The sequence below is a fragment of the Streptomyces physcomitrii genome (assembly GCF_012273655.1).
Taxonomy (GTDB): Bacteria; Actinomycetota; Actinomycetes; order Streptomycetales; family Streptomycetaceae; genus Streptomyces; species Streptomyces physcomitrii.
This window is the reverse complement of the sequence record NZ_JAAWWP010000008.1, coordinates 284,559-309,470: the sequence shown is the minus strand read 5'-3', so window position 1 is coordinate 309,470 and position 24,912 is coordinate 284,559. Positions and strand designations below refer to the sequence as shown.

The window sequence follows — 24,912 nt, the reverse complement described above, 5'->3', positions numbered from 1 at the left end:
CGCCGCCCTGTAGCTTGCTTGGTTATACAAGCAAGGAGAATGGCATGCCTGATCCTGCCGCCAGTGTTCCGCCGTACCGGCGTTACGCCGAAACTCTGCGGAACGACATTCAGGGAAGGGTCCTCGCAGCCGGGGACAAGCTGCCGTCCGAGCATCAGCTCGCAGAACGGTTCGGGACGACACGCGCCACCATCCGCAAGGCCATTGCCCTACTCCGGGCGGAAGGGCTCGTGGTTTCCCATCAGGGGAAGGGTGCCTTCGTGCGCTCCGCTCCGCGGGTGCGCATGCTCGGTGGAGGCGAGCACTACCGGATGCGCCGTGGCAGCGGCAAGAGCAACTTCAATGCTGAGGCCGAGGCGCAAGGGCGGGCCGCTGTGCAGCACATCCGGGAGGTTCGCGAGGCTCTGGCACCTCCAGAGGTGGCGGAAGCTCTGGATGTGCCCTTTGGGGAATCCGTCATCGTGCGGCGTCGACTCTTCACGGTGGACGAGGAACCTATGCAACTCGTCGATGGGTATTACCCAGTTGATCTCGCCAGAAATACGCCTATCGCTGAGCCGCGCCGCATTCGCGGTGGCGTTCACGCGTTTCTGGAGAACCCTGCCGGACCTGTACGTCGCCGCGTAGCCCGTTTCGTTGAAGACCTGCATGTGAGGATGCCGACGCCGAGTGAGGTGAGCGAGTTGAACATCCCGCCTGGCGTTCCGGTTGCGCGAGTCTTCCGCACGGCGTACGACGCAGAGGGGGTGCCTCTGGAGGTGCTCGATTCGCTTGTCCCGTGTGACCGTCATGCGTTCCGGTATGTCATCGACGTCCCGGCTGCCGGGGACACACAGCAGACCTGAAGTCAGCTCATGTGTACGGATGTTCGGGCCGGTACCTGTTAGGTGGCGGCCCTTCCTTACGCTCCGAACAACTTGCATAACCAAGTGTGTCATTGTTAGCTTGCTTGCATACCCAAGTCGGTTGTTGCGGAAGCGTTCTTGCCGAGTTCTCGCGATGGCGAGTGGAGGCGCGTCAGCAGCTGCCCTGACTTCGGTGATCAACCCCCTCGATCACTTCCGACACACGGAGGTCCTCATGCCGCAGTATCGGCGCCGGTACTCACGCCTCGGTGCGGAGGTGAGGCCTCGCCCTGAGGGTGTCGGATCCGCAACGTCGCTTCTCGTCGGTGATGCAGTGGCCTCGGTTCACCATTCGGCAGCCCGCGGCTTCGAGGTGGACTTTCTGCCGGTGGAGTCGCGGGTGGCGGATGCCCGGCGGATCGCGGCCGCGTACCTGCACCCGTGGGACCTCGCCGCGCTCGTGGACGAAGTTGCCCTGGTCGTCTCGGAGTTGGTCACCAACGCGGTGCGCTACGGGGGCGGGCTCCCGGTCGGGCTGCGGGTGCATGTACCGGACGGGGCGCTGCGGGTCGAGGTCCGCGACGGCTCCCCGGTGCCGGCCCGGATGCGTCTCGTGGACGAGGAGGCGGAGAGCGGGCGGGGATTGTGCCTGGTCGCGGCTCTGGCACGGGAGTGGGGCGTCAGCCCGGACGGGCGGACGACCTGGTGCGCTCTCGATATCCCGCCACCCTCGGGACGCCTGTCCTGAGCGCGCTCACCCCGAGCAGCCGCGGCGCCAACCGCGGCCCCCACCACCTCACTTCACCCACTCTTCGGAGGTCCCATGCCCCTGCCTGAGCCCCTGTCCGAGTCCAGCCCCCTGCCGTCCCCCGGCAGCCCCGTCCACGAGGCCGCCACGGCGCTCCGTACCGCTCTCGCCGGGCACCGGTTGGAGGGATTTCCGGTGCCGTACGCCGACCGGGACCGGATCTACCTGGGGGAGGTGCCCGTGCCCACCGCGGATCGTCTCGCCACCCTGCTCGGCGCCGAACCGGCCCCGATCCGGGCCGACTTGCCCGACTGGCCCGAGGGGCGCCGGATCGTCCAGCGGGTGCGTGACGCCGTACGGGCCCCCGTCGGGGGCGAGTTCGTGGACATCGACTTCTGGCCCTACTGCCCGCGGTGCGACGAGGACCCCGTCGTCACCCTCGGCAGCCTCTCGCCGGTGGCCGCGCGGGACCTCGGCCGGGTGCTCAGAACGCGTACCGGATCCGCAGCCACGGTGCATGACGGGTAGTCAACTCCCGTAGGCGGTCCAGGGCTTGGCGCTTGGCGTCCGCGCGGTAGCGGACGTTGCGGGCTCCGTTCTGGGAGAGCTTCGGTTCCTGGCCCGCGGGCTGCCAGAGGAGTTCCTCGGCGCGGGGGTGCCAGCCCAGGTTGGTCTCGTGCAGGTCCTTGTTGTGGGTGAGCATGATGACCTCGGCGGCGGCCTGCTGCTTCACGCGGGCGGGGAGGACGTCGTCCAGGTGCCGGAGCAGTTCGGTCCAGTCGTGCTGCCAGCCGGGGCGCAGTACCACGGGGGAGAGGTTGAAGTGCACCTCGTATCCGGCGTCCAGGAAGTCGCCCGCGGCGGCGATCCGTTCGGCGACCGGGCTGGTGCGTACGTCGAGGAGGCGGGAGTCCGCTTCGGGCATGATGGAGAAGCGGATCCGGGTGCGGCCCCGCGGATCCAGGTCCAGGAGCGCGGAGTTGACGTACTTCGTCGCGAACGAGGCCTTGGCGTACGGCCATTGGCAAAAGGCGCGGATCAGTTCGGCGGTGCTGTCGCAGAGCAGGGCGTCCACGGAGCAGTCGCCGTTCTCGCCGATGTCGTAGACCCAGCTGTGCGGGTCGCACTGGTTGGGCTCCGGCTTGGGGCCGAGCTCCGTGCTGTGCCGGGCGAGGCGGGCGATCAGGGCCTCGGTGTTGGTGAAGAGGGTGATCGGGTTGGCGTAGCCCTTGCGGCGCGGGACGTAGCAGTAGGCGCAGGCCAGGGCGCAGCCGTTGGAGGGGCCCGGGGCGATCCAGTCGGCGGAGCGGCCGTTGGGGCGCACCGTCATGGTCTTGCGCACCCCGAGCACCAGGACCTCGCGCTTGATCCGCACCCAGCGCCGCGCGTTGCCCTCGTTGCCGTGCAGGTGAGGGATGTTCCAGTGCGAGGGGACCTCGATCAGGCGGGCTCCGGGGAAGCGGGCGAGTACCTGGCGGCCGCGTGCGCTGAGGGCGGCCTCGGGCTCCGCGTAGATCTCCCGGATCTCGAACAGGCGGGCCGCCTCGGTCGCCGAGGGCCAGGGGGCGGGGTCGTCGGACGCGGGGGAGCCGCCGTCCGGGGCGGAGGCGTCGAGGACCTCGGCGAGGCTGAAGAGGGCGTCGGGGCCGGAGGCCGCGTCGGGAGCGGGAGCGGGAGCGGGAGCGGGGGACGGGTCGGGGCCGGAGCGGGCCCCGGTCCCGGTGGGCTCGCGCGGGCCGTCCTCGGCGCCCTGGCTCCCGTGCACGGTTCCTCCTGGTCCGACCCCCCTCTGCCTGGTGCGGAGCGTACGGGACGGCTGCGGCCCCCCGCGCGCTCGGGCGCCCGTCACCCCCCGATCGGCAGAGGGCCCTGGTATGGCGCGGCCCGGGCAGGGAAGGCGTGACCGTGCCGCCGACCGGCGGCGCACATCCCTCTCCCCCTGTCTCCGCCCCTCCCCCCACCCCCGAATTCGTAAGGCAAGGAGCCCCTCATGGTGCACGTCGAGCGCGTCATCACCCTCGACCGGCCGCTCGCCCGGGTCGTCGCCTATCTCTCCGACTTCTCGCACGCCGTGGAGTGGGATCCGGGCACCCAGGAGTGCAAGCGCTCGGGCAGCGGTCCGCTCACCGTCGGGGCCCAGTGGGACAACACCTCCGTCTTCCGCGGCCGGACCACTCGACTCCGGTACCGGCTCGACCGGTTGGAGGAGAACCGGCTCACCTTCACCGGGGAGAACAAGACCGCGCACTCGACCGACGACATGACCTTCGCCGCCGAGGGGGAGGGGACCGTGCTCACCTACCGCGCCACCATCCGGTTCAAGGGGCTTGCCCGGCTCGCCGATCCCTTCCTGCGCCGCGAGTTCGAGCGGCTGGGCGACGAGGTCTCCCGGACGCTGCCCGCCGCGGTGTACGCCGCGCTGCCGTAGGGCGTCCCCGGGTTCGCGGCAGCCGATGCCCGGACATGGCCAAGGCGGCGCCGGGGCGACAAGATGTCCCCATGAAGGGTGATCTTTTTTCCAGTGAGCACATGGTCCAGCCCGCGAGCGCGCCGGGTATGACCGTGCAGAACTCCAAGTCCATCCGGTACGCGGTCAACGGCGAGATGCTCGCACGGCAGGGGGCGATGATCGCCCACCGCGGCAACCTCCAGTTCGAGCGCAAGAGCCAGGGCGTCGGGGGCATGCTCAAGCGGGCGGTCACCGGGGAGGGGCTGCCGCTGATGGCGGTGCGCGGGCAGGGCGAGGCCTGGTTCGCGCACGAGGCGCAGAACTGCTTCGTCATCGATGTGGAGCCCGGCGACGTCTTCACCGTCAACGGCCGCAACGTCCTGTGCTTCGACGCCTCCCTCTCGTACGAGATCAAGACCGTGAAGGGCGCGGGCATCACCGGGGGCGGCCTGTTCAACAGCGTCTTCCAGGGGCAGGGCAAGCTCGGTCTGATCTGCGAGGGCGACCCGCTGGTGATCCCGATCGCGCCGCAGGCCCCGGTCTTCGTCGACACCGACGCGGTGGTCGGCTGGAGCGCCGGGCTGCAGACCTCGCTGCACCGCTCGCAGTCCGTCGGCTCGATGCTGCGCGGCGGCTCCGGCGAGGCGGTCCAACTCAAGCTGGAGGGCCAGGGTTTCGTGGTGGTACGGCCCAGCGAGGCGACTCCGCAGAACAAGCAGGCCTGAGGTACGGGGCCGCCGGGTCCCGGCGGCCCCGTACCCCGGAACACGGCTCGGTGCGCGGCCCCCGCGGAAGTCGGCGGGGACCGCGCACCGGGCGCGTCCTCACATCTTCAGCCGTGCCCCCGCCCGCAGGGCCGCCGGGGAGAGGCGGCTCAGGAAGCGGGCGGCCTTGGACTCGATGGTCACCGGGACCACGGCGCGGTTGGTGCGGACCGCGGTGACGATCTCGGTGGCGACCTTCTCCGGCGGGAAGCCGCGGCGGGCGTAGAGGCCGCTGAACTTGGCCTGCTTCCTGGCCTGTTCGGCGGCGTCGGTGGCGGAGAAGGTGGTGGTGCGGGTGATGTTGGTGTTCACGATGCCGGGGCAGATGGTGCTGACGCCGATCTTCTCCTTGGCGAGTTCGGCGCGCAGGCAGTCGGAGAGCATGAAGACCGCGGCCTTGCTGGTGGAGTAGGCGGCGAGCATCTTCGAGGGCAGATAGGCCGCCGCCGAGGAGACGTTGACGATGTGGCCGCCCTGGCCGCGCTCCTTGAGCAGGGTGCCGAAGGCGCGGCAGCCGTGGATGACGCCCCAGAGGTTGACGTCCAGGACGCGCTCCCACTCCTTCTTGGTGGTCTCCAGGAAGGTGCCGGAGTGGCCGATGCCCGCGTTGTTCACCACGATGTCGGGCACGCCCTGCTGGTCGGCGACGGTGGCGGCGAAGGCGTCCACGGCGGGGCCGTCGGAGACGTCGACCTTGTGGATGGTGGCCTCGGCGCCGAGCAGTCCGGCGAGTTCGGCGGTGCGCTCCAGGGCCTCCAGGTCGAGATCGCACAGGGCGAGGTCGGCGCCGCGTTCGGCGAAGGCGAGGGCGGTGGCGCGGCCGATGCCGCTGCCCGCGCCGGTGACCACGGCGAGCTTGCCCGCGAACTCCCCCTCGCGCCCGCCCTCGCGGCCCTGCTGGGCGGCGGCCAGCTCGCGCGCGGCGGGGGCGCCCTCCAGGTGGGCGGTGAACTCGCGGATCATCCGGGCCACGGTGGTTCCCTTCTCCAGGAGCGCGGACCAGTGGGTGGCGGCCAGCTCCCGGCGCCACAGACGCGGGGCCCACTCCTCAAGTCCCTCGCTCAGCGCGGGACTCACGTAGTTGTCCTCGGTGAGGGTGATCAGCTGCACCGGTACGGAGGTGGGCCGCAGTCCGGGGCGCAGCAGCCGGGGCAGCATGTTCGCGCGGTAGAGGAGCACGCCGCGGGCCGCGTCGCCCGCGAGGGTGTCGTGCGGGTGGCCCTCGCGCGGGGTGACGTCCTCCACGAGCCGCAGGACGGTGCCCCAGTTGCGGGCGAGCCCGAGCCGCCAGGCGGCGGGGGCGAGCACCGGCAGGTGGAAGAGGTAGATGTACCAGGAGTGCAGGCCCTGCGAGGCGAGCTGCTTCAGGTGGCGCGGGGTGGGCCTGCGCCAGCGGCGCCGCAGCCAGTGCCCCATGTGGTCCAGGCTCGGCCCGGACATCGTGGTGTACGAGGCGATGCGCTCGGCGGCCCGCGGGTCGGTGACCGCCTCCCAGGACTGGATGGAGCCCCAGTCGTGGGCGACCACGTGCACCGGCTTCTCGGGGCTGACCGCGTCCGCGACGGCGAACAGGTCCTGGGCGAGCAGCTCCAGGCGGTAGTCCTCCTTGGCGCGCGGCTTGTCGGAGTCGCCGGCGCCGCGGACGTCGTAGCGGACCACATGGTGGTCGGCGGCGAGTTCGGCGGCGACGTCGTCCCAGACGCGGTGGGTGTCCGGGTAGCCGTGCACCAGGAGCACGGTGGGCCGCTCCGGGTCGCCCTGCTCGTACACGGCGAGCGAGAGCGCGCCGGAGGGGATGCGGGAGCGGCGGATCCCGCCGGGGGCGTCGGCCTTCTCGGCCTTGCGCCAACGGGCCTTCAGGGAACGGGACTTCGGGGCCTTGGCCGCCGGGTCCTGGCCGGTGGGGTTCTCGTCCTGGCGTGCGGGTTTCTCGGAAGTCACGTGGTCCTCGCGGTCGTCCTCGGTCGGGGGTGCGTGCGGTTGGGCGGCGGGGGTCAGGCGGTCGCGGCGAGCGCGCGGGCGCGGCGTACGTGCGGGACGTCGTCGTCGAGCCAGTAGGCGTCGTCGTGGGTGACCACGAGCAGTTCCTCGAACTTCAGGCCCACGTCCCGGAATCCGACGTGCGGCTCGACCGCCCACAGGCCCGGGGTCGGGGCGTGCCGGGAGGCGCGGCCGTCCGCCCAGAGCGGGGAGCGGCCCTGGACGCGCTCGGTGACCAGCTCCCGGCCGAGGGTCTGCAGGGTGCGCACCCCGAAGCCGAACATGGTCAGGCCCTCGGGTCCGCGGACCTTCTCCATCCGGGTCACCTGGTGGCCGATCACCCGGCCGGGGTAGACGCGGTGCCGGTTGTCGTAGCCGTGCCGGGCGATCTGGGCGTCCACGGCGGCGTAGACCTCGTCGAGGGTCCTGCGCTGCCGCACCAGGTCGACGATCAACTCCCGGTAGTCGAGCAGGTCCTTGGCGATCCGGTCCCAGATCGGGTTCTCGCCCATCTTGCCCGCGTAGCCGATGTCGGCGGTGTAGCCGTCCACCACGGGGGCGCAGTCCAGTACGTACGACATGCCCTCCGCCAGGCGCCGTCCGGTGGCGAAGAACTGGAGCGGGGTGCGGAAGTGGCGGAAGGCGGTGCGGTCGCCGAACCAGGCGAAGGGGACGTGGAAGAAGTCCTGGACGCCCTCGGCGACCAGCTCCTTGCGCAGCCGGGCCGCGGCCTGACGCTCCGTCACCCCTGGTTCCAGCCAGGCGGCGACCTTCTCCGCGCAGCGGTAGGCCAGGCGCTGGAGTTCCCGGAAGTTCGCCAAGTCCTGCTCGGTGAAGGGGAATTCGGGCAGGGGTGCGGGTTTCCGGGCGGTACGGGTGCTCATGGTCTCGCCTTCCTCCTGTCGCCCGCGGCACCGGCCGGGGCGGTAACGGCCGGTGTCACACGTCGAGTTCGAGGCATTCGCCCTCGGCGGCGCGGGAGACGCAGACGAGCATCTCGCCGTCCGCCCGCTGCTGTGCGCTGAGTTTGCGGTCCCGGTGGTCCACGGTGCCGGAGAGCACGCGCAGTTTGCAGACCCCGCAGAAGCCCTGCTGGCAGGAGTAGGGGGTGCCGGGGTCGTCGGCCCGCAGCACCTCCAGGGCGGTCCGGTCGGCGGGCACCAACAGCTCCCGGCCGTCGCGCAGCCGCAGCGTGAAGGGCTTCCCGTCGACGATCGGCGCCGCGCTGAAGCGCTCGAAGTGCAGGGCCTTCGCCTCGCTGCGGGCGAAGGCGGCCTGGACGGCGTCGAGCATCGGCACCGGGCCGCAGCAGTACACGGCGGTGCCCTCGCCCGCGCGGGCCAGCAGATCGGTGGCGCTGGGCATGCCGTGCTCGTCGTCGGTGAGGACGGTCACCCGCCCCGGGTGCCGGGCGGCGAGCCTGGCCACCTCCCCGGCGAAGGGCAGCGAGGCGCGGCTGCGCCCGGTGTGCACCAGGTGCCAGTCGAGTCCGCGCCAGGCCGCCTCGCGGGCCATCGGCAGTACGGGGGTGAGGCCGATGCCGCCCGCGAGCAGCAGCACCTTCCGGTCGCCCGCGAAGGGGAAGGCGTTGCGGGGGCCCCGGATGCCGACCGTGCTGCCCGCCGTCAGCTCGCGGTGCACCTCGGCCGAGCCGCCTTGGCCGTCCGGGAGCAGCCGTACCGCGATGCGGTAGGCGTAGCGGTCGGCCGGGTCCCCGCACAGCGAATACTGGCGCCGTCGTCCCGAGGGCAGGATCAGGTCGAGGTGGGCGCCGGGCTGCCAGCGCGGCAGGAGCCGCCGGTCCCCGGTGGCAAGCCGCAGCGAGACCACGTCGTCCGCGACCGGCTCCCGGGAGACCACGGTCAGTTCCTGCGGGTGGGTCTCCGGCGGCCGGGGCCGGGTGCCGTATCTGTCCTTGCCGGTGAAGAGCGGTACGTACTTGGAGGCGAGCCAGTCCAGGGCCTGGAGGTAGCGGTCGGGACGGGGCCTGCCGTACAGGTCCGGTGGCGGGACGAGGCGTGGGGGCTGCGGGCGGCTCATGCGGTGGGATCCTCGGCTTCTGCGGTCGCGTCAGTGGGCGGCCGCGCGGGCGGCGGGGGAGGCGCCGAGGTAGGCGATGGCCTGCCTGGTCGAACCCTCCTGCGAGGGGTGGTAGTTGCGGCTGAAGTAGCGCAGCGCGGAGATGCCGAGCTTGACCGGGTTGGGCAGCAGGCCCCGGCGGGCGGCGGTCCACGCGGTGCGCACCGAGGGCTCCACCGAACCGGCCAGCTCCGGGTCGACCGCGAGCAGGAAGCGGGTGCCGCGCACCCACAGCTGGAGCAGCGCGGTGATGGAGACGACCATGGTGCGGGCCCGCCGCAGGTAGCCGGGGTCCAGGTGGCGCAGCAGGTCGTAGGCGACGCTGCGGTGCTCGACCTCCTCGGCGCCGTGCCAGCGCAGCAGGTCGAGCATGATCTCGTCGGCGCCGGCCCGGTCCAGGGCCTTGGCGTTGAGGATCCAGTCGCCGAGGAAGGCGGTGAAGTGCTCGATGCCCGCGATGATCGCGACCCGCTCGATCAGGTACTCGCGCTCGCGCTGGGGGCTGAGCCCCTCCTTGTCGCCGAGCAGGTGGTTGAAGAGGTACTCGACCTGGGCGATGTAGGGCCCGATGTCGATGCCCTTGGCCACGAAGTGGTCGAGCACGCCCTGGTGGGCCTCGGCGTGCATGGCCTCCTGGCCGGTGAAGCCGAGCACCCGCTCGCGCAGCTCCTCGTCGGTGATGAGCGGCACGGCCTGCTGGAAGACCCGCACGAACCAGCGCTCGCCCTCGGGCAGCAGCATGTGCAGGACGTTGATCACATGGGTGGCCGTCGGCTCGCCGGGGACCCAGTGCACCGGCACCCGGTCCCAGTCGAAGCGCACATCACGCGGGGTGAGGACCAGGTCGCTGTGCTCGTCGGTCCCGTCGGTCCGGTCGTTGCGGTCCGTCCCGTCGGGCCGGTCGGGCCGGTCAGTCGGGGGGATGGTGCTCATGGCGGCTCCTTCGGGGCGAAGGCTTCAGGCGGGGCCTGGCGGGGAGGGGCCGAGCGCGCGGGGACTTGCGGCCCTCGTCGCGAAGGGCCCCAGGACGGCTGCGGCGGGCGTCTCGGCTTATTGATGTTTACTCAACAGTAGGACTTGTTGAGTTTCTGTCAATAGACTGGGCGCCATGCCCAGAAGATCCGCCTCTCCTTCGCGCATGCTCCCCACCGAGCGCCAGGCCCAGATCCTCGCGGCGGCCCGGCGCATCCTGGAGTACCGGCCCATCGACGAGGTGTCGGTGGACGCCGTGGCCACCGAGGCGGGCGTCTCGCCGGGGCTGCTCTTCCACTACTTCGGCTCCCAGCGCAAGTTCCGGCACGCGGTGCTCACCATGGCCGCCGAGGAACTCCTCGACCACGTACGGCCCGACCCGGCGCTGAGCCTCAGCGAACAGCTGCGCGGCGGTGTGGTGACCTTCGTGGACTACGTCACCCGCTTCCCGACGATCTACCAGGCCGTGGTCAGCCTGAACCGGGGCGCGGACGTGACCACCCTGCACTCCTCGGTGCGCCGGGCCATCGCCGCCTGGATCATCGAGGGCGTCGAATCCGTGGGCGTCGAGGTCACCGGCCCGCTGCGGCTGACCGTCTCGGGCTGGCTCGCGTACATGGAGGAGGTGGTGCTCGGCTGGATCAAGGAGCCGCTCGGCAGCAAGGACGAGCTGATCGACCTGTGCGAGCGCAGCTTCTACCAGCTGGCCAGGGCCGGGCTCGACGACGAGGAGCGGTGGCCGGTGATCCTGGAGCGGATGTCCGCACGGCCCTGAGAGGACACAGCCTAGGCTGGCCGTGTGCGCGTACTGGTGGTCGAGGACGACGAGAATCTGCGGTTCGCGCTGACCGCGGCGCTGCGCGGCTCGGGCCTCGCGGTGGACGAGGCGCCCGATCTGCCCCAGGCCGACGAGGCCCTCTTCGTCACCTCCTACGACTGCGCCGTCCTCGACCGCACCCTGCCCTCCGGCGACGCCGCCGCCTGGGTACGGGACTGGCGGCGCGGGGGCGGGGCGGTGCCGGTGCTCTTCCTGACCGCGCGGGACACCGTGGCCGACCGGGTCGAGGGCTTCGAGGCAGGGGGCGACGACTACCTCGTGAAACCCTTCGCCGTACCGGAGCTGATCGCCCGGGTGCACAGCCTGTGCCGCCGCTCCGGCGCGGTGCGGCCGCCGGTGTACCGCTGCGGGGACCTGGAGATCGACACCGCGCGGCGCGAGGTGCGCCGGGACGGGGTGCTGCTGATGCTCACCGGCAAGGAGTTCGCCGTCCTGGAGATGCTGGCGGCCCGCGCCGACCAGGCGCTCTCCCGCGGCGCGCTGATCGAGGGCTGCTGGGACGAGATGGCCGAGCCCCAGTCCAACGTCCTGGACGTGCTCATCTCCCAGCTGCGGCGCAAGCTCGGCGAGCCCCCGCTGATCCGCACGGTGCGCGGGGTCGGCTACCGGCTGCTCGCGCCCGGGGACGGCCCCGGGTGAGCCACCCCGCCGCGGGGACCGTCCGGCGCGGGCCGGTGCGCCGGGCCCTCGGCGCGCTGCGGCCCCGCCGCCGCGGCACCCGCCGGCCGCACACCGCCGCGGGCCGGATCCGCCGGCTGCGCCGCCGTATCGCGCTGCTCTTCGCCCTCACCAGCGCGGCCGGGTTCATCGCGCTCGCCGTCTTCGCCGTCCACAACGACGGCTCCACCTGGCGCGGCCAGGTCGACCAGTCGCTGAACCTGCGCACCGGCCAGGCCGTCATCCAGCTCACCTACAAGGGCGACGAACCCGACGCCACCGACCTGGTCGAGACGATGGACACCGACTGCCCGCCGCTGCACCTGCTCGTCCTGCGCGAGGACGGACTGCGCACCCTGGACACCCTGCGCCGCCCCTGTGTGAGCGCCCGCCCCGCCGACGTACGCGCGGCGGCGACCCGGGCCATCGACCGGGCCGAGGTGACCGCCCGGGACAGCCGGGCCCGCGACGGCCGCCCGGTGCGCCTGGTCGCCGAGCCCTACATCAGCCCCAGCAGCGAGGAGGCCGACAGCGCGGTGGTCGCCGTCGCCGACACCAGCGAGCAGCACCGCGACCACGACCGGCTCACCTGGGGCCTCACCGGCGCCTGCGCCGCGCTGGTCCTGGTCTCGGCGCTGATCGGCCGGCTTCTCGCGGGCCAGGCGATCCGGCCCGCGCTGCGCGCCCTGGACCAGCAGGAGGCCTTCCTCGCGGACGCCGCCCACGATCTGCGCACCCCGGCCGCCTCGCTCAGCAGCCTCGCCGAGACCGCGCTGCGCGGCGAGACCGACCCCGCCGACGTCCTGCGGCGCAGCCTGCGCCTGTCGCGGCGGATGGGCGCCCTGGTCGACGGGCTGCTCACCCGGGCCCGGCTGATGGCGGGGGTGGGCGTGGTGGAGCACCGGCCGCTGCGGCTCGACCAGCTCGCCGAGACGGTCGTCGACGACCTGACCGCCGAGGACCCCGCGGCCGGTGCGCACCAGGTCACCGTCGAGGCGGCGCCCACCGTGGTCGAGGGCGACGCCGAGCTGCTGCGCCGCGCCGTCGCCAACCTCCTCGGCAACGCCCTCACCCACGGCCACGCCCCGGGCGAGCCCGCCGAGGTCCGCCTCACCGTCACCCCCGACGGGACGCTCACCGTGGACGACGCGGGCCCCGGTCTCCCGCCCGGCGTCGACGCGGCCCTCTTCGACCGCCACCGCTCCACCACCGGCTCCACCGGCCTCGGCCTCTCCATCGCCTCCTGGGTGGCGCACGCGCACGGGGGCACCCTCACCGCGGGCCCGGGCCCCGCCGGGGGCGCGCGCTTCGTGCTGCGGGTTCCGGTACGGAAGGGGCGGGGGCGCAAGGAGACGGGGGAGTAGGCCCGCCCCGGGGCCTGCCCCCGGTCGGGGCCCGGGGGCCCTTCATCAAAACCTCAGCTTCCCTCCGCCAGGGTGTGGGCACCCCTCACACCTGCGACGGAGCAACAGCATGCCCCCCACTTCCCGACGTACTCGACCTGCTCGACGTACTCGACGTTCCCGACGCCCGGCCGCCCTGATGGCGCTCGCCGCGGCCGGTTCCCTGCTGCTCACCTCCTGCCAGTTCGCCTCCGCGGACGGCGCGCAGAAGGCGCGCACGGACCCGGCGCACGCCCCCGAGCTGCGCACCTACTACCAGCAGAAGCCGCACTGGAAGGCCTGCGGCGACGGGCTGCGGTGCGCCTCGCTCAAGGTGCCGATGGACTACTCCCGGCCCACGGGGCGCACCTTCACACTGCCGCTGGTCAAGCACCCGGCGGAGAACGCGAAGCGGCGCCTCGGCTCCCTCGTCTACAACCCGGGCGGGCCCGGTGCCTCCGGCGTCGAGGACCTCAAGGGCGGCACCGCGGCGAGCTTCGGCAAGCGGGTGCGGGCCCGCTTCGACATCGTCTCCTTCGACCCGCGCGGGGTGGGCGGCAGCAAGCCCGCCGTGAGCTGCGACTGGGACGGCGGCGAGGAGCCCGAGGGCGGGGCCGAGGAGGAGGCGCCGGTCGCGCTCTACCCGAGGGACGGCGAGCAGCGGCGGGCCGCGCTGGCGAGCGCCGACGCCGAGTCCCGGGGCTGCCGCCGGGGCAGCGGCTCGGTGCTGCCGCATGTCGGCACCCCCGACGCCGCCCGTGACATGGACGTCCTGCGCGCCGCCCTCGGCGACCGGAAGCTGAACTTCCTCGGCTGGTCGTACGGCACCAGCCTCGGCACCACCTACGGCGAGCTCTTCCCGCGCCGGGTGCGCACCATGGTCCTGGACGGGGCGGTCGACCCGAGCCTCGACTGGTACGAGCGCGCCCTGAGCCAGGGCACCGCCTTCCGCAGGTCGGTGGACGACTACGCCCGGCAGTGCGCCGACTTCGCGGGCGACAGCTGCCCGGGCACCACCCCGCGGGAGATACGCGAGGTGGTGGACACCCTCTACGCGGAGACGGCGCGTGAGCCGCTGCCCGCGCCGGGGGCGGACACCACCCTCGACAGCCGCACCCTGAACGCGGCGGTCACGCTCGCCATGTACGCCCCCGAGGACCAGTGGGAGGACCTCTCCGACGCCCTCTGGCAGGCCTACGACGAGGGCGACGGCACCGGCCTGGTGAAGCTGGCCGGGGGCGAGGAGCCGACCGCCGGGGACGAGGGGGGTGCTCAACTCCCGGGCGCCGCAAGGGAGTCGGTGGGCGGCCGGGCCGCGGGGCGGGCCCCCGACAACAGCGACGCCGCCCTGCTCGCCGTCAACTGCCTCGACATACCGCACCCGAGGTCCGCGAGCGCCTACTGGAAGGTGATGGCCGCGGCCCACCGCGAGGCCGGGGTCTTCGGGACCTCCACCGTGGTGGACGAGATGAGCTGCCGCACCTGGCCCCGGGGCACCGTGAAGCCGCACCGCGCCAAGGCCCCGGGCCTGGCCCCGGCCCTGGTGATCGGCACCACCGGGGACCCGGCGACCCCGTACCACGAGGCGCGCAGTCTGGCCCGGCAGCTGCCGAAGGCGATGCTCCTGACCTACCAGGGCCTCGGGCACACCGCCTACGGCCGCGGCGGCTCCTGCGTCGGCCGGATCGTGGACGACTACTTCCTGTACCGCGAGAAGGTCCGCGCGGGCACGGTCTGCTGATCCCGACTCCCCGAAGCCGGGCGGCGCCCGGGCCTGAGCCGCGCGCCGCCCGCCGGGCGCCCGGCTGCGGCTGCCGGGCGCCCGGACCTGTCCGGGGCCGCCGCCGGTCCGGTCAGCGTGCGCCCCGGTACAGCGGCCCGATCCTGGCCCGCAGGTCCGCGCTCTCCACCTGCTGCCGGTAGAGGGCGCCGCCCGGGGCGAGGGCGGTCTTCGGGCAGGTCCGCTCCGGGGTGGTGGTGCCGGGCAGGGTGAACTCCCGTACCGGCGTGCCCGTCCGGGCCTCGAAGACGCGGTAGACCCAGCGGGCGGACTCCACCCGCGAGGTGCCGCCGAGGGCGTCGCCGCCGAGGTACTCGCAGGTGCCCACCTGCCGTTCGGCGAAGTCGGTGTCCTCGTACTCGCACACCACGAGCTGCACCCCGCCGGGCGGCGCCCACTGATGGGGCAGTTCGGGACCGCCCTCCGCCGAGTCCGCCCGCAGCAGCCGGACCGGGTGCGGCCCGGGGCCCCGGTAGGCGGGACCCCGCGGCGTGTACGCGCGCACCGCCTTCGCGTCGAAGGACCCGGCCACGTACGGCTGTTGGCCGCAGGCCTCGGCCGGGCTGCGGGTGATCACCGGGGGCGGGGTGGGGAAGCCCCGGGTGGCCGGGTCGACGTCCCGGGTCGCGGGCGGCTCGGAGTCGCCGGAGCGCTCGGAGCCGCCGGAGTGCTCGGTGCCGCCGGAGTGCTCGGTGCCGGAGGTGCAGGCCGCACCCGCGAGGAGGACGCCCGCGGTGAGGGCCAGGGCGGCGGCCGTCCGCCGCGGTGCACCGACCACCTGCTGCCCCCCTGTACGCCTCGGTCCTCGCGCGGTCGCGCGTCCGCGGCCGGGCGGTCCCGCGTGGGCACGTACCGCCCGAGGCCGTACGCCGGATTATCCGCCCGGCGGACGGTCCCGGGAAGTGGGGGCGCACCCCGGCGGTGGCGGCGGCACCCCCTGGCGCGGCCGGGCGCCCCGGCCTCAACTGCCGTCCGTACCGCTCCTCTTGGCGGTGCCAACCGGCTTGTCCTCGCCCGGGCCCGGTTCCGCGTCCAGGGTGGCGTTCTCGGTGACCCGGGTCCCCGGGTGCCGGATCGCGCAGAGGTAGGCGAGGGCGCAGGCGATCGCCATGCCGTAGAAGACCCACTGGTTGGCCTCGGCGAAGTCCATCCGGACGGCGTCCATGGACCGGCGCATCACGGTGGCCACCGGGCCGTCGCCGCTGGGCTGCTGGGCGTCGGGGTTGCCGGTGACGGACTCGGCGACGTCGCGTGCCGCCTGGCGGGAGGCGCCCTCGGGCAGGCCCCGCGAGGTCAGGGTGTCCTCGACGTGGTCGGTGGTGGCGTGGGTGAGGACCGTGCTGAAGACGGCCATGCCCACGCTGGCCGAGAAGTTGCGCACGGTCTGCGTGATGCCGGTGACCTCGCCGTAGGAGGCGTTCAGGGAGCGGTTGACGGCGTCGGTGGAGGTCGGCGCCAGCATCAGGCCGATGCCCGCGCCCGCCATGGCGGCGTAGGGCCACTGGTCGTGGAAGGAGAGGTCGGTGAGCTTGTTCGCCCACAGGGCGAAGCCGACCGCGGCGAGCGCGGTGCCCGCCTTCATCGCCGGGCGCGCGCCCCGCCGGTCCAGGATCCGGCCGCCCCACTGGGAGGCGATCGCGAAACCGGCGAAGAAGTAGAGCATGTACAGCGCGGCCTGGTTGGGCGAGGCGCTGACCGAGACCTGCGCGTAGACGGACATGAAGAAGAACAGCGGCACGAAGGCCGTCATGGCGAAGAACAGCACCAGGTTGTCGACGGCGAAGGCCTTGTCGCGGAAGACCTGGAGCCGGATCAGCGGGTGCTCGGCCTTCAGCTCGTACCGGCAGAACAGGGCGAGCACGAGCAGGCCGCCGAGCAGGCAGACCCAGGTGGCCGCGCTGTCCCAGCCCCAGGCGGCGGACTGCTGGAGGCCGAGGACGCTCAGCCCCATGCCGGTGACCACCAGGAAGGCGCCGACCAGGTCGAGTTTCTCGGGGCGGCGGGTGTCCGGGATCCGGGCCCTGAGGGTCAGCGCGATGGCCACGACCGCCACCGGGACGTTGACCCAGAAGATGGCGCGCCAGGTCCAGTCGGTGAGCCAGCCGCCGAGCAGCGGGCCGATCGCGGTGAGCGCGCCGGAGAGCCCGAAGAAGAGGGCGAGGGCCCGGCCGCGCCTGCCGACCGGGAAGACGGCGACCACCACGGCGAGCGCGGCCGGGAACATCAGGGCCGCGCCGAGGCCCTGGGTGGCGCGGAAGACGATGAGCCAGCTCTGCGCGAGGTCGCCCTTGGGCACACAGCCGCAGAGCACCGAGGAGAGCACGAAGACGAGGGTGCCGGTCAGCATCACGCGGCGGTGCCCGAGCATGTCCGCGAGCCGCCCGCCCAGCGCGAAGAAGGCGGCCAGGGAGAGCAGATAGGCGTTGATCACCCACTGCATCCCGGAGGAGGAGAGGGAGAGTTCGTCGATGATGCTGGGCGCCGCGATGCTGACGATGGTCTGGTCGATGAAGGTCATCGACACCGCGAAGAGCATCGCCGCGAGAGCGAGCGTCTGGTGCGGGGCGCCGGAGGCGGCCGGAGGACTGCGGCCGTCCTCGGTGTCGCTTATGTCACTCATAGGCGCCATTGTGAACCTGGGGCCCAGGGGGCGCATGTGGGCCCCGGGGTGAGCGGGAAAGCCGTACCTCAGGGGGTGGACCCGGGTGCGTCCGCGAGCCGGGAACGCGAGGTCGGGGAGGGTGGCGGACGGCGTTCCGCCGCGTCGGCGGGGGTATCCGCGGACAGAGCCGAGAAATTCTCAACTTTGCTGAGATGTGCGGGAGTTCGCTGCCGCGGGGCCGAAATCGGGTGGTCGGGCCCCGGCTCGGCACGGACAGTTGCGCGGGATACCCCATTCGTCGCCGCGGGAACGCCACAAGTGGGGGGAATTGTCGCCTGAGCATTACGGAGTGTGCGCATTCGCTCAGTGGTTGCGTGTTTTCCCTAGCAGTTCGTGTGATTTACCGCACAGGTCAGAGCCCGAAATGAGAAGACCGTGTTACCGACACGTGGCGTGTTTACGACGTGCTGGCCGACGTCGGAAAGTTCGGCATACGAAAGGGCTCGTCGCGACGCACTGTGTCCGCTATTGCGTGTCCGGAATTGCATGACGCGCGTAGAGAGCTTCCGGTAATCACGCAGAGTCGCGGCTTGACCGTATGGAGAGCCGCCAGTTGACTACCGCGCACCACCCCCCACACCGGAGACTCCCATGCGGACGCCGTCCCCCCATGTGTCCTCTGAGTCCTCAGAGTTGCTGACGGACTCGGTCATCGCGGTCAACCCGCTGCACCGTCCGTCGCCACGCCTGACCGCCGCCGCCTGCCGCGCCGGCGCCCTCGGCGTGCTCGAACTGCCGGACGGGCCCGACCGCCGCGCCGCCGCCCTGCTGGCCCGCACCGCCGACTGGTGCGCGGGCCCCTTCGGCGTACGGATCCGCCCCGGCACCCCGCTCACCGGTGCCGAGCTGCCCGCCCGCGCCGAGACGGTGCTGCTCGCCGACCCCGCCCGCTCGCCCGCGGAGTTCCCCGGGCGCCGCGTCCTCGCCGAGGTCGTCAGCCCCGCCGAGGCCGCCGAGGCGGTACGCGCCGGGGCCGCCGGGCTCCTCGTACGCGGCCAGGAGTGCGGCGGGCGCGCCGGGGAGCTGAGCACCTTCGTGCTGCTCCAGCGCCTGCTCGCCGACCCCGAGATCACGGTGCCGGTCTGGGCCTGGGGCGGCATCGGGCCCCGTACCGCCGCCGCTGCCGTGCTCGGCGGCGCCGCCGGTGTGGTGCTCGACATCCAGCTCGCCCTGCTCGACGAGGCCGAGCCGCCCGCCGAGACCACCGAGGCGCTGGCCTCCCTCGACGGCTCCGAGAGCGTGCTCGTGCACGGGGTACGGGTGCTGCGCCGGCGCGGACCCGGGGCGCCCGCGGTCCCCGCCGACCTCGACGGCGTGCACCGCGCGCTGGCCGCCGAGGACCCGCGCGAGCGGCTGCTCCCGGTCGGCCAGGACGGCTATCTGGCCGCCTCCTTCGCCCGCCGCGGCACCCGCGTGCTGGACGCCGTCCGCGCGATCCGCGCGGCCCTGGACTCCGCGGACGCCGAGACCCCCGCCGCCGCGCTCGCCGAGGACTCCGCCGGTGCCAGGGCGCTCGGCGCCCGACTCCCGCTCGCCCAGGGGCCGATGACCCGGGTCAGCGACGAACCCGCCTTCGCCGCCAAGGTGGCCGCCGAGGGCGCCCTGCCCTTCCTCGCCCTCGCGCTCGCCGACGCCGAGCGCACCCGCTCCATGCTGGAGCGCACCCGGGAGGCGATCGGGCCCGGCACCTCCTGGGGAGTCGGCATCCTCGGCTTCGCCGACGAGCAGATCAAAGAGGCCCAACTCGCCGTCGTACGCGAACTGAAGCCCAGCCACGCGATCATCGCGGGCGGCCGTCCGGCCCAGGCCGCGGCCCTGGAGGCCGAGGGCATCTCCGCCTTCCTGCACGTGCCCTCGCCGGGGCTGCTGCGGCAGTTCCTGGCGGCGGGCGCCCGCAAGTTCATCTTCGAGGGCGCCGAGTGCGGCGGCCACATCGGGCCCCGCAACAGCTTCCCGCTCTGGGAGGCGCAGACCGAGGTCCTCACCGAATTCCTCGACCAGGCGGGGGAGTCGGCGGCCCGCGAGCTGACGGTGCTCTTCGCCGGGGGCATCCACGACGCCCGCTCGGCCGCCATGGCCGCCGCCGTCGCGGCCCCGCTGTCGAAGGCCGGAGCCGGATTCGGCGTGCTGATGGGCACCGCCTACCTCTTCACCGAGGAGGCCGTCTCCGCGGGCGCCATCCAGCCGCTCTTCCAGCGCCAGGTCCTCGCCGCCGAGCGCACCGACCTCCTGGAGACCGCCCCGGGCCACGCCACCCGCTGCGCCGCCAGCGACGTCACCCGCGACTTCGCCGAACTGCGCACCCGCCTCGCCGCCGAGGGCGTGCCCGACCGGGAGGCCTGGGAGCAGCTGGAGCGCTTCAACGTCGGACGGCTGCGGCTCGCCTCCAAGGGCGTCGAGCGGGTCGGCGCCGAACTGCGCCGGGTCGACGAGGAACGCCAGGCCGCCGAGGGCATGTTCATGGCCGGGGAGGTCTCGGTACTGCGCTCCGCGACCACCGGCATCGCCGAGCTGCACGCCTCGGTCACCGCGGGCGCGGGGGAGTGGCTGCGCGAGCGCACCGCCCGACTGCGCCCCGCCGCCGGGGAGCCGAGCGAGGAGAGCGCCCCGCCGCCGCTGCGGATCGCGGTCGTCGGCATGGCCGCGATGTTCCCCGGAGCCAAGGACCTCCAGGAGTTCTGGGCCAACATCGTCGAGGGCCGGGACAGCGTCACCGAGGTGCCCGCCCACCGCTGGGACCCCGAGCTGTACTACGCCCCCGACGGGGAGGGCGAGCGCACCCCCTCGCGCTGGGGCGGCTTCCTGCCCGAGATCCCCTTCGACCCGCTGCGCTACGGCATCCCGCCCGCCTCCCTGCCCAGCATCGAGCCGGTGCAGCTGCTCGCCCTGGAGGCGGCCCGCCGCGCCCTCGCCGACGCCGGGTACGAGGGGCCCGCCGCCGACCACCGCCGCACCTCGGTGATCTTCGGCGCGGAGGCGGGCAGCGACCTGTCCAACGCCACCACCCTGCGCACCGTGCTGCCCGCCTACGCGGGCGCCGTGCCGCCCGGCCTCGACGAGCAGCTGCCGCGGCTGACCGAGGACTCCTTCCCCGGCATGCTGGCCAACGTCATCGCCGGGCGCATCGCCAACCGGCTCGACCTCGGCGGCGCCAACTACACCGTGGACGCGGCCTGCGCCTCCTCGCTGACCGCGGTGGACGCCGCCTGCAAGGAACTCGCCACCGGCACCAGCGACCTGGTGCTCTGCGGCGGCGCCGACCTGCACAACGGCATCAACGACTACCTGCTCTTCTCCTCGGTGCACGCCCTCTCGCCGAGCGGCCGCTCGGCCACCTTCGACGCGTCCGCCGACGGCATCGCCCTCGGTGAGGGTGTCGCCTGCGTCGCCCTCAAGCGCCTGGAGGACGCCGAGCGCGACGGCGACCGCGTCTACGCGGTCATCGACGGGGTCGGCAGCGCCAGCGACGGCCGCGCCCTCGGCCTGACCGCGCCCCGCCCCGCGGGCCAGCGCGCCGCCCTGACCCGCGCCTACCGCAACGCCCGCATCTCGCCCGCCGAGGTCGGCCTGATCGAGGCGCACGGCACCGGTACCGTCGTCGGCGACCGCACCGAACTCGCCACCCTCACCGAGGTGTTCACCGAGTCCGGTGCCGAGCCCGGCAGTTGCGCGGTCGGCTCGGTCAAGTCCCAGATCGGGCACACCAAGTGCGCCGCGGGCCTGGCGGGACTGATCAAGACCACCCTCGCCCTCTACCACGGGGTGAAGCCGCCGACCCTGCACCTCAAGGAGCCCAACCCGGCCTGGGAGCAGGGCAGCAGCCCCTTCGCCTTCCACACCGCGGCGGCGCCCTGGAGCGCCGAGCCCGCCGACCGGGTCGCGGGCGTCAGCGCCTTCGGCTTCGGCGGCACCAACTTCCACGTGGTGCTCCGCGCCCACGAGCAGGCCCCCGAGGCGCACGCCCTGGACGCCTGGCCCGCCGAGCTGTTCACCTTCCGCGGCCGCGACGAGGAGGCCGCCCGCAAGTCCGTACGGGCACTGCTGAAGCTGCTCGGCGAGAGCGGCCCGGTGCGTCTGCGGGACCTGGCGCGGCACGCCTCCTGGCGCAGCGACCAGTCCGCGCTGCGCGGCGAGCCGGTCCGTATCGCCGTGGTCGCCCGCGACCTGGACGCGCTGCCGGAGCTGCTGCGCCGGGCCGCCGGGGGCGCCCACGCCCCCGCCGAGGGCATCCACACCGCGGGCGCGGTCGAGGAGGAGGTGCGCGCCGGCGAGGTGGCCTTCCTCTTCCCCGGCCAGGGCAGCCAGCGGCCCGGGATGCTCGCCGAACTCTTCGTCGCCTTCCCCGAGTTGCACAGCCATCTGCACCGCGGCGCCCGCTGGGCCGACCTGCTCTTCCCGCCCGCCGCGCTGGACGCGGAGAGCCGGGCCCGGCAGCAGGAGCGGGTCACCGACACCGCCGTCGCCCAGCCCGCGCTCGGCATCACCGCGCTGGCCGCCACCGAGCTGCTCGCCTCGCTCGGGGTGCGCCCGGCCATGGCGGGCGGGCACAGCTACGGCGAACTGGCCGCCCTCGCCGCCGCCGGGTCCTTCGACGCGGAGGAACTGCTGGCCGCCAGCGCCGCCCGCGCCGAGGCCATCCTCGGCCGGGTGCCCGCCGAGGACCCGGGCGCGATGGCCGCCGTGGGCGCGGGCGCCGAGCAGGTCGAGGAGGTGCTGCGGCTCGCCGGTCTCGACGGGGACGTGGTCGCCGCCAACCACAACTCGCCCGAGCAGACGGTTGTCTCGGGCCCGACCCAGGCCGTCGCCGCCGCCCTCGTGCACCTGAAGGACGCCGGGCACCAGGCCAAGCAGCTCAAGGTCGCCTGCGCCTTCCACAGCCCGCTGCTCGCCGGGGCGGGCGAGGACTTCGGCGCCCACCTGGACCGACTCCCGCTGCCCGCACCGGCGTTCCCCGTCTGGTCCAACCGCACCGCCGCGCCCTACCCCGCCGACGCGGACGGCATCCGGCGCGAACTGGTGGAGCAGATCGGCTCCCCGGTCCGCTTCGCCGCCCAGATCGAGGCGATGTACGAGGCGGGCGCGCGCGTCTTCGTCGAGGTGGGCCCGGGCAAGGTGCTCAGCCGCCTGGTGGCCGCCGTGCTCGGCGACCGCCCGCACCGCACCGTCCCCCTGGAGGACGGCCGCGACACCGGACTCGGCGGGCTGCTCACCGCCCTCGCCCGGCTCGCCGTCAGCGGCGTGGACGTCCGCACCCGTCGTCTGTTCACCGGCCGGGACACCGTCGACCCGGCGACCGCTCCCGCCGCGCGCGCCGCGGGCTGGACCGTGGACGGCCAGCTGCTGCGCCGCGCCGACGGCACCATCCCGCCGGGCGCCCTGCAACCGGCCCGACCCGTGACGGAGTTCACCGTGCTCGACCAGCCCAGCCCCCAGCCCCCGGCCGCCGGTCCCGAGGCGCTGATCGCGGAGTTCCTCCGCAGCAGCCGGGACATGGTCGCCGCCCAGCGCGACGTCCTGCTCTCCTATCTGGGCGTTCCCGAACTGCCCGCCGGTGCACCGCAGCTGACGGCGAGCCCGGCCGCGCCCGCCCTGGTGGCGGTGCCGCAGCAGACGGCGCCCGCCCCGGCGACGGCCCCCGTCACGGTGCCCGCCGCCCCCGTCGCGCAGGAGCCCGCGGCCCCCGCGGCCTCCGTACTGGACACGGTCCTCGCGGTCGTCGCCGAGCGGACCGGTTACCCGGTGGACATGATCGAGCCCGATCTCGATCTGGAGGCGGACCTCAGCGTCGACTCCATCAAGCGCACCGAGATCGCGGGTGAGCTGGCGGGCCGCCTCGGGCTGCCCGCGGAGGGCGGCGACCGTCTGGAGGAGCTGAGCGGCGCCCGTACCGCCGAGGCGATCGCGGGACTGCTCGCCGGGCTCCTCGGCACCACCGCGACCGCGGCGCCCGCCGCCGCGGCCGTGCCCGCCCCCGCCGCGGCCCCCGAGGTCAGCGCCGCCTCCGTACTGGAGACCGTGCTCGCGGTGGTGGCCGAGCGGACCGGTTACCCGGTGGACATGATCGAGCCGGACCTCGATCTGGAGGCGGACCTCAGCGTCGACTCCATCAAGCGCACCGAGATCGCCGGCGAGCTCGGCACCCGCCTCGGCCTCGCCGCCGAGACCGCCGACCTCGACCAGCTCAGCGCGGCCCGTACCGCCGCCGCGCTCGGCGAACTGCTCGCCGCCGCCCTCGGCGGACCCGCGACCCCCGCCGAGCAGACCGCGCCCGCCCCCGCGCCCGCGCAGCCGGCGCAGGCACCGTCCGCGCAGGTCGTCGCCCCGCAGCGGCTGACCTTCACCGAACGCGTACTGGAGCCGGTGACCGGCGCCCCGGAGCGCGGCAGCCGGGTGCAGCTGCTCGGCGGCGGCGAGATCGCCGAGGCCCTGGCCGCGCTCCTCGGCGAGGCCGGGGTGACCACCGATCTGGTGCCCGCCGGGGAACTGCCCACCGCCACCGCCGACGCCGTGGTCCACCTCGCCTCCCTGGAGGAGTCCGGGCCGACGCTGCCCGAGTCCTTCCCGCTCTTCCAGCGGGTGCTCACCGCGGCCCCGCGCCGGCTGCTCGCCGCCGACCGCCGCACCACCGGCGCCCCCAGCGGACTGCGCGGATTCTTCCGCAGCGTGGCCCGCGAGTACCCGGAGGTCCGGGCCACCCTGGTCGAGGTCCCCGCCGAGGCCGGCCCGGAGCAGGTGGCGAAGGCGCTGTACGCCGAACTCGCCGCCACCGGCGCCGACCCCGTGGTCCTCACCGACGGCCGGGAGCGCCGCGCGCTCGACCTGGACCTCGACCCGCTGGGCGCCCTCGCCGCGACCGGCGCCGGACCCGCGGGCGACGGCGCCGCGGAGGCCGAGGCTGCGGGCCTGGACCGCGACTCGGTGGTGCTGCTCGTCGGCGGCGCCCGCGGCATCACCGCCCGCTTCGCCCGCACCCTGGCCGCCGCCTCGCGCTGCCGCCTGGTCCTCCTCGGCCGCACCCCGGAACCCGCCGGGACCGAGGACGCCGCCACCGCGGGCGCCCCCGACCGGGCCGCGCTGCGCGCCGCCCTGCTCTCCTCGGGGACCACCAGCACCCCCGCCGAGACCGAACGCGCCGTCTCCGCGCTGCTCGCCGCCCGCGAGGTGCGCGCCACCCTCGCGGAGCTGACCGCGCTCGGCAGCGAGGCCCAGTACCACCAGGTCGACGTCCTCGACGCGGAGGCGGTCGCCGCCGTGGTGAAGGAGGCGCACGCCCAGTACGGGCGCCTGGACGGGCTGGTCTACGCGGCCGGGGTCATCGAGGACAAGCTGATCTCGGAGAAGACGCCGGAGTCCTTCGCCCGGGTCTTCGCCACCAAGGCGGACGGCGCCCGCACGGTGCTGGACGCGGTGGAGGGGCTGCCCGAGGGCCCGCGCTTCGCGGTCCTGTTCGGCAGCATCGCCGCCGCCCTCGGCAACCGCGGCCAGAGCGACTACGCGAGCGCCAACGACGCCCTGGAGGAGCTGGGCCGCCGCTGGTCCACCCCCGAGCGGCGCGGGCTGACCGTGCACTGGGGCCCCTGGGCCGCCTCCGAGACCGGCGGCGGCATGGTCAGCCCCGAGCTGATGCGCTCGTACGCGGCCCGCGGCATCAAGCTGATCGACCTCGACGAGGGCCCGCTCAGCCTGCTGCGCGAACTCGCCTACGGTGCGCCCGAGAGCCACACCGTGGTCTACACCGCCTCCGGCTGGTGACCGG

At 73.9% G+C, this 24,912-nt stretch carries 17 protein-coding genes; 10 read left to right on the top strand and 7 right to left on the bottom strand.

The genetic code is table 11. From position 1 onward, the window contains the following. The first annotated feature begins 44 nt into the window (after window positions 1-44). From HFV08_RS15925 to HFV08_RS15915, 3 genes are all read left to right on the top strand, one after another. A complete protein-coding gene (locus HFV08_RS15925) occupies window positions 45-845 on the top strand; it encodes a GntR family transcriptional regulator (protein WP_168539991.1) in 801 nt (266 codons plus the stop codon). Between the two features lie 400 nt (window positions 846-1,245). Next, window positions 1,246-1,593, top strand: a complete 348-nt coding sequence (locus HFV08_RS15920) for an ATP-binding protein (RefSeq protein ID WP_312885639.1) — start codon at window positions 1,246-1,248, stop codon at window positions 1,591-1,593. A 75-nt stretch (window positions 1,594-1,668) separates the two neighbouring features. Then, a complete protein-coding gene (locus HFV08_RS15915; protein ID WP_168539990.1) occupies window positions 1,669-2,121 on the top strand; it encodes a hypothetical protein in 453 nt (150 codons plus the stop codon). Here HFV08_RS15915 and HFV08_RS15910 read toward each other — a convergent pair. Next, a complete protein-coding gene (locus HFV08_RS15910; RefSeq protein ID WP_312885638.1) occupies window positions 2,078-3,358 on the bottom strand; it encodes a spore photoproduct lyase family protein in 1,281 nt (426 codons plus the stop codon). The genes HFV08_RS15915 and HFV08_RS15910 overlap by 44 nt on opposite strands. A gap of 225 nt (window positions 3,359-3,583) precedes the next feature. Here HFV08_RS15910 and HFV08_RS15905 point away from each other — a divergent pair, with 225 nt between their 5' ends. Both HFV08_RS15905 and HFV08_RS15900 read left to right on the top strand, forming a co-directional pair. Further along, entirely contained in the window at window positions 3,584-4,021 is a 438-nt protein-coding gene (locus HFV08_RS15905; RefSeq protein WP_168539988.1) for an SRPBCC family protein, read from the top strand. Between the two features lie 71 nt (window positions 4,022-4,092). Further along, window positions 4,093-4,767 carry an AIM24 family protein gene (locus HFV08_RS15900; RefSeq protein ID WP_168539986.1) on the top strand — a complete coding sequence of 225 codons (675 nt, stop codon included), beginning with the start codon at window positions 4,093-4,095 and terminating at the stop codon, window positions 4,765-4,767. A 99-nt stretch (window positions 4,768-4,866) separates the two neighbouring features. Here the strand turns inward: HFV08_RS15900 and HFV08_RS15895 are convergent, their stop codons facing one another. From HFV08_RS15895 to HFV08_RS15880, 4 genes are all read right to left on the bottom strand, one after another. Further along, window positions 4,867-6,666: an SDR family oxidoreductase gene (locus HFV08_RS15895; RefSeq protein ID WP_210430383.1), complete on the bottom strand. Its 1,800-nt coding sequence runs from the start codon at window positions 6,664-6,666 to the stop codon at window positions 4,867-4,869. 134 nt (window positions 6,667-6,800) lie between these two features. After that, window positions 6,801-7,670, bottom strand: a complete 870-nt coding sequence (locus tag HFV08_RS15890; protein ID WP_168539984.1) for a M24 family metallopeptidase — start codon at window positions 7,668-7,670, stop codon at window positions 6,801-6,803. A gap of 55 nt (window positions 7,671-7,725) precedes the next feature. Then, a complete protein-coding gene (locus HFV08_RS15885) occupies window positions 7,726-8,826 on the bottom strand; it encodes a PDR/VanB family oxidoreductase (protein WP_168539982.1) in 1,101 nt (366 codons plus the stop codon). Between the two features lie 30 nt (window positions 8,827-8,856). Continuing rightward, window positions 8,857-9,798 carry a metal-dependent hydrolase gene (locus tag HFV08_RS15880; RefSeq protein WP_168539980.1) on the bottom strand — a complete coding sequence of 314 codons (942 nt, stop codon included), beginning with the start codon at window positions 9,796-9,798 and terminating at the stop codon, window positions 8,857-8,859. Window positions 9,799-9,973: 175 nt separating this feature from the next. Between HFV08_RS15880 and HFV08_RS15875 the strand changes: the two genes are divergently transcribed. From HFV08_RS15875 to HFV08_RS15860, 4 genes are all read left to right on the top strand, one after another. Beyond that, entirely contained in the window at window positions 9,974-10,612 is a 639-nt protein-coding gene (locus HFV08_RS15875; RefSeq protein ID WP_168539978.1) for a TetR/AcrR family transcriptional regulator, read from the top strand. Window positions 10,613-10,636: 24 nt separating this feature from the next. After that, window positions 10,637-11,314: a response regulator transcription factor gene (locus tag HFV08_RS15870; RefSeq protein WP_168539976.1), complete on the top strand. Its 678-nt coding sequence runs from the start codon at window positions 10,637-10,639 to the stop codon at window positions 11,312-11,314. Further along, the gene (locus HFV08_RS15865; protein WP_312885636.1) at window positions 11,311-12,696 is read left to right on the top strand and encodes a sensor histidine kinase; all 1,386 of its coding nucleotides are present in this window, start codon (window positions 11,311-11,313) and stop codon (window positions 12,694-12,696) included. The genes HFV08_RS15870 and HFV08_RS15865 overlap by 4 nt, the downstream gene beginning before the upstream one ends. 178 nt (window positions 12,697-12,874) lie before the next feature. Then, window positions 12,875-14,455: an alpha/beta hydrolase gene (locus HFV08_RS15860; protein ID WP_246341775.1), complete on the top strand. Its 1,581-nt coding sequence runs from the start codon at window positions 12,875-12,877 to the stop codon at window positions 14,453-14,455. A gap of 112 nt (window positions 14,456-14,567) precedes the next feature. Here the strand turns inward: HFV08_RS15860 and HFV08_RS15855 are convergent, their stop codons facing one another. Both HFV08_RS15855 and HFV08_RS15850 read right to left on the bottom strand, forming a co-directional pair. Further along, complete coding sequence (locus HFV08_RS15855; RefSeq protein ID WP_168539972.1) at window positions 14,568-15,272, bottom strand: hypothetical protein; 705 nt, start codon at window positions 15,270-15,272, stop codon at window positions 14,568-14,570. Window positions 15,273-15,455: 183 nt separating this feature from the next. Continuing rightward, a complete protein-coding gene (locus HFV08_RS15850; protein ID WP_246341774.1) occupies window positions 15,456-17,114 on the bottom strand; it encodes an MFS transporter in 1,659 nt (552 codons plus the stop codon). Between the two features lie 633 nt (window positions 17,115-17,747). Between HFV08_RS15850 and HFV08_RS15845 the strand changes: the two genes are divergently transcribed. Next, window positions 17,748-24,908, top strand: a complete 7,161-nt coding sequence (locus HFV08_RS15845; protein WP_168539968.1) for a type I polyketide synthase — start codon at window positions 17,748-17,750, stop codon at window positions 24,906-24,908. The last annotated feature ends 4 nt before the right edge of the window (window positions 24,909-24,912 follow it).

Excerpts from the sequence above, each read along its gene's own strand:
- HFV08_RS15925 (WP_168539991.1), top strand. The coding sequence starts at position 45 with ATGCCTGATCCTGCCGCCAGTGTTCCGCCGTACCGGCGTTACGCCGAA.
- HFV08_RS15915 (WP_168539990.1), top strand. The coding sequence starts at position 1,669 with ATGCCCCTGCCTGAGCCCCTGTCCGAGTCCAGCCCCCTGCCGTCCCCC.
- HFV08_RS15905 (WP_168539988.1), top strand. The coding sequence starts at position 3,584 with ATGGTGCACGTCGAGCGCGTCATCACCCTCGACCGGCCGCTCGCCCGG.
- HFV08_RS15900 (WP_168539986.1), top strand. The coding sequence starts at position 4,093 with ATGAAGGGTGATCTTTTTTCCAGTGAGCACATGGTCCAGCCCGCGAGC.
- HFV08_RS15890 (WP_168539984.1), bottom strand. The coding sequence starts at position 7,670 with ATGAGCACCCGTACCGCCCGGAAACCCGCACCCCTGCCCGAATTCCCC.
- HFV08_RS15885 (WP_168539982.1), bottom strand. The coding sequence starts at position 8,826 with ATGAGCCGCCCGCAGCCCCCACGCCTCGTCCCGCCACCGGACCTGTAC.
- HFV08_RS15880 (WP_168539980.1), bottom strand. The coding sequence starts at position 9,798 with ATGAGCACCATCCCCCCGACTGACCGGCCCGACCGGCCCGACGGGACG.
- HFV08_RS15875 (WP_168539978.1), top strand. The coding sequence starts at position 9,974 with ATGCCCAGAAGATCCGCCTCTCCTTCGCGCATGCTCCCCACCGAGCGC.
- HFV08_RS15860 (WP_246341775.1), top strand. The coding sequence starts at position 12,875 with ATGGCGCTCGCCGCGGCCGGTTCCCTGCTGCTCACCTCCTGCCAGTTC.
- HFV08_RS15850 (WP_246341774.1), bottom strand. The coding sequence starts at position 17,114 with ATGAGTGACATAAGCGACACCGAGGACGGCCGCAGTCCTCCGGCCGCC.
- HFV08_RS15845 (WP_168539968.1), top strand. The coding sequence starts at position 17,748 with ATGCGGACGCCGTCCCCCCATGTGTCCTCTGAGTCCTCAGAGTTGCTG.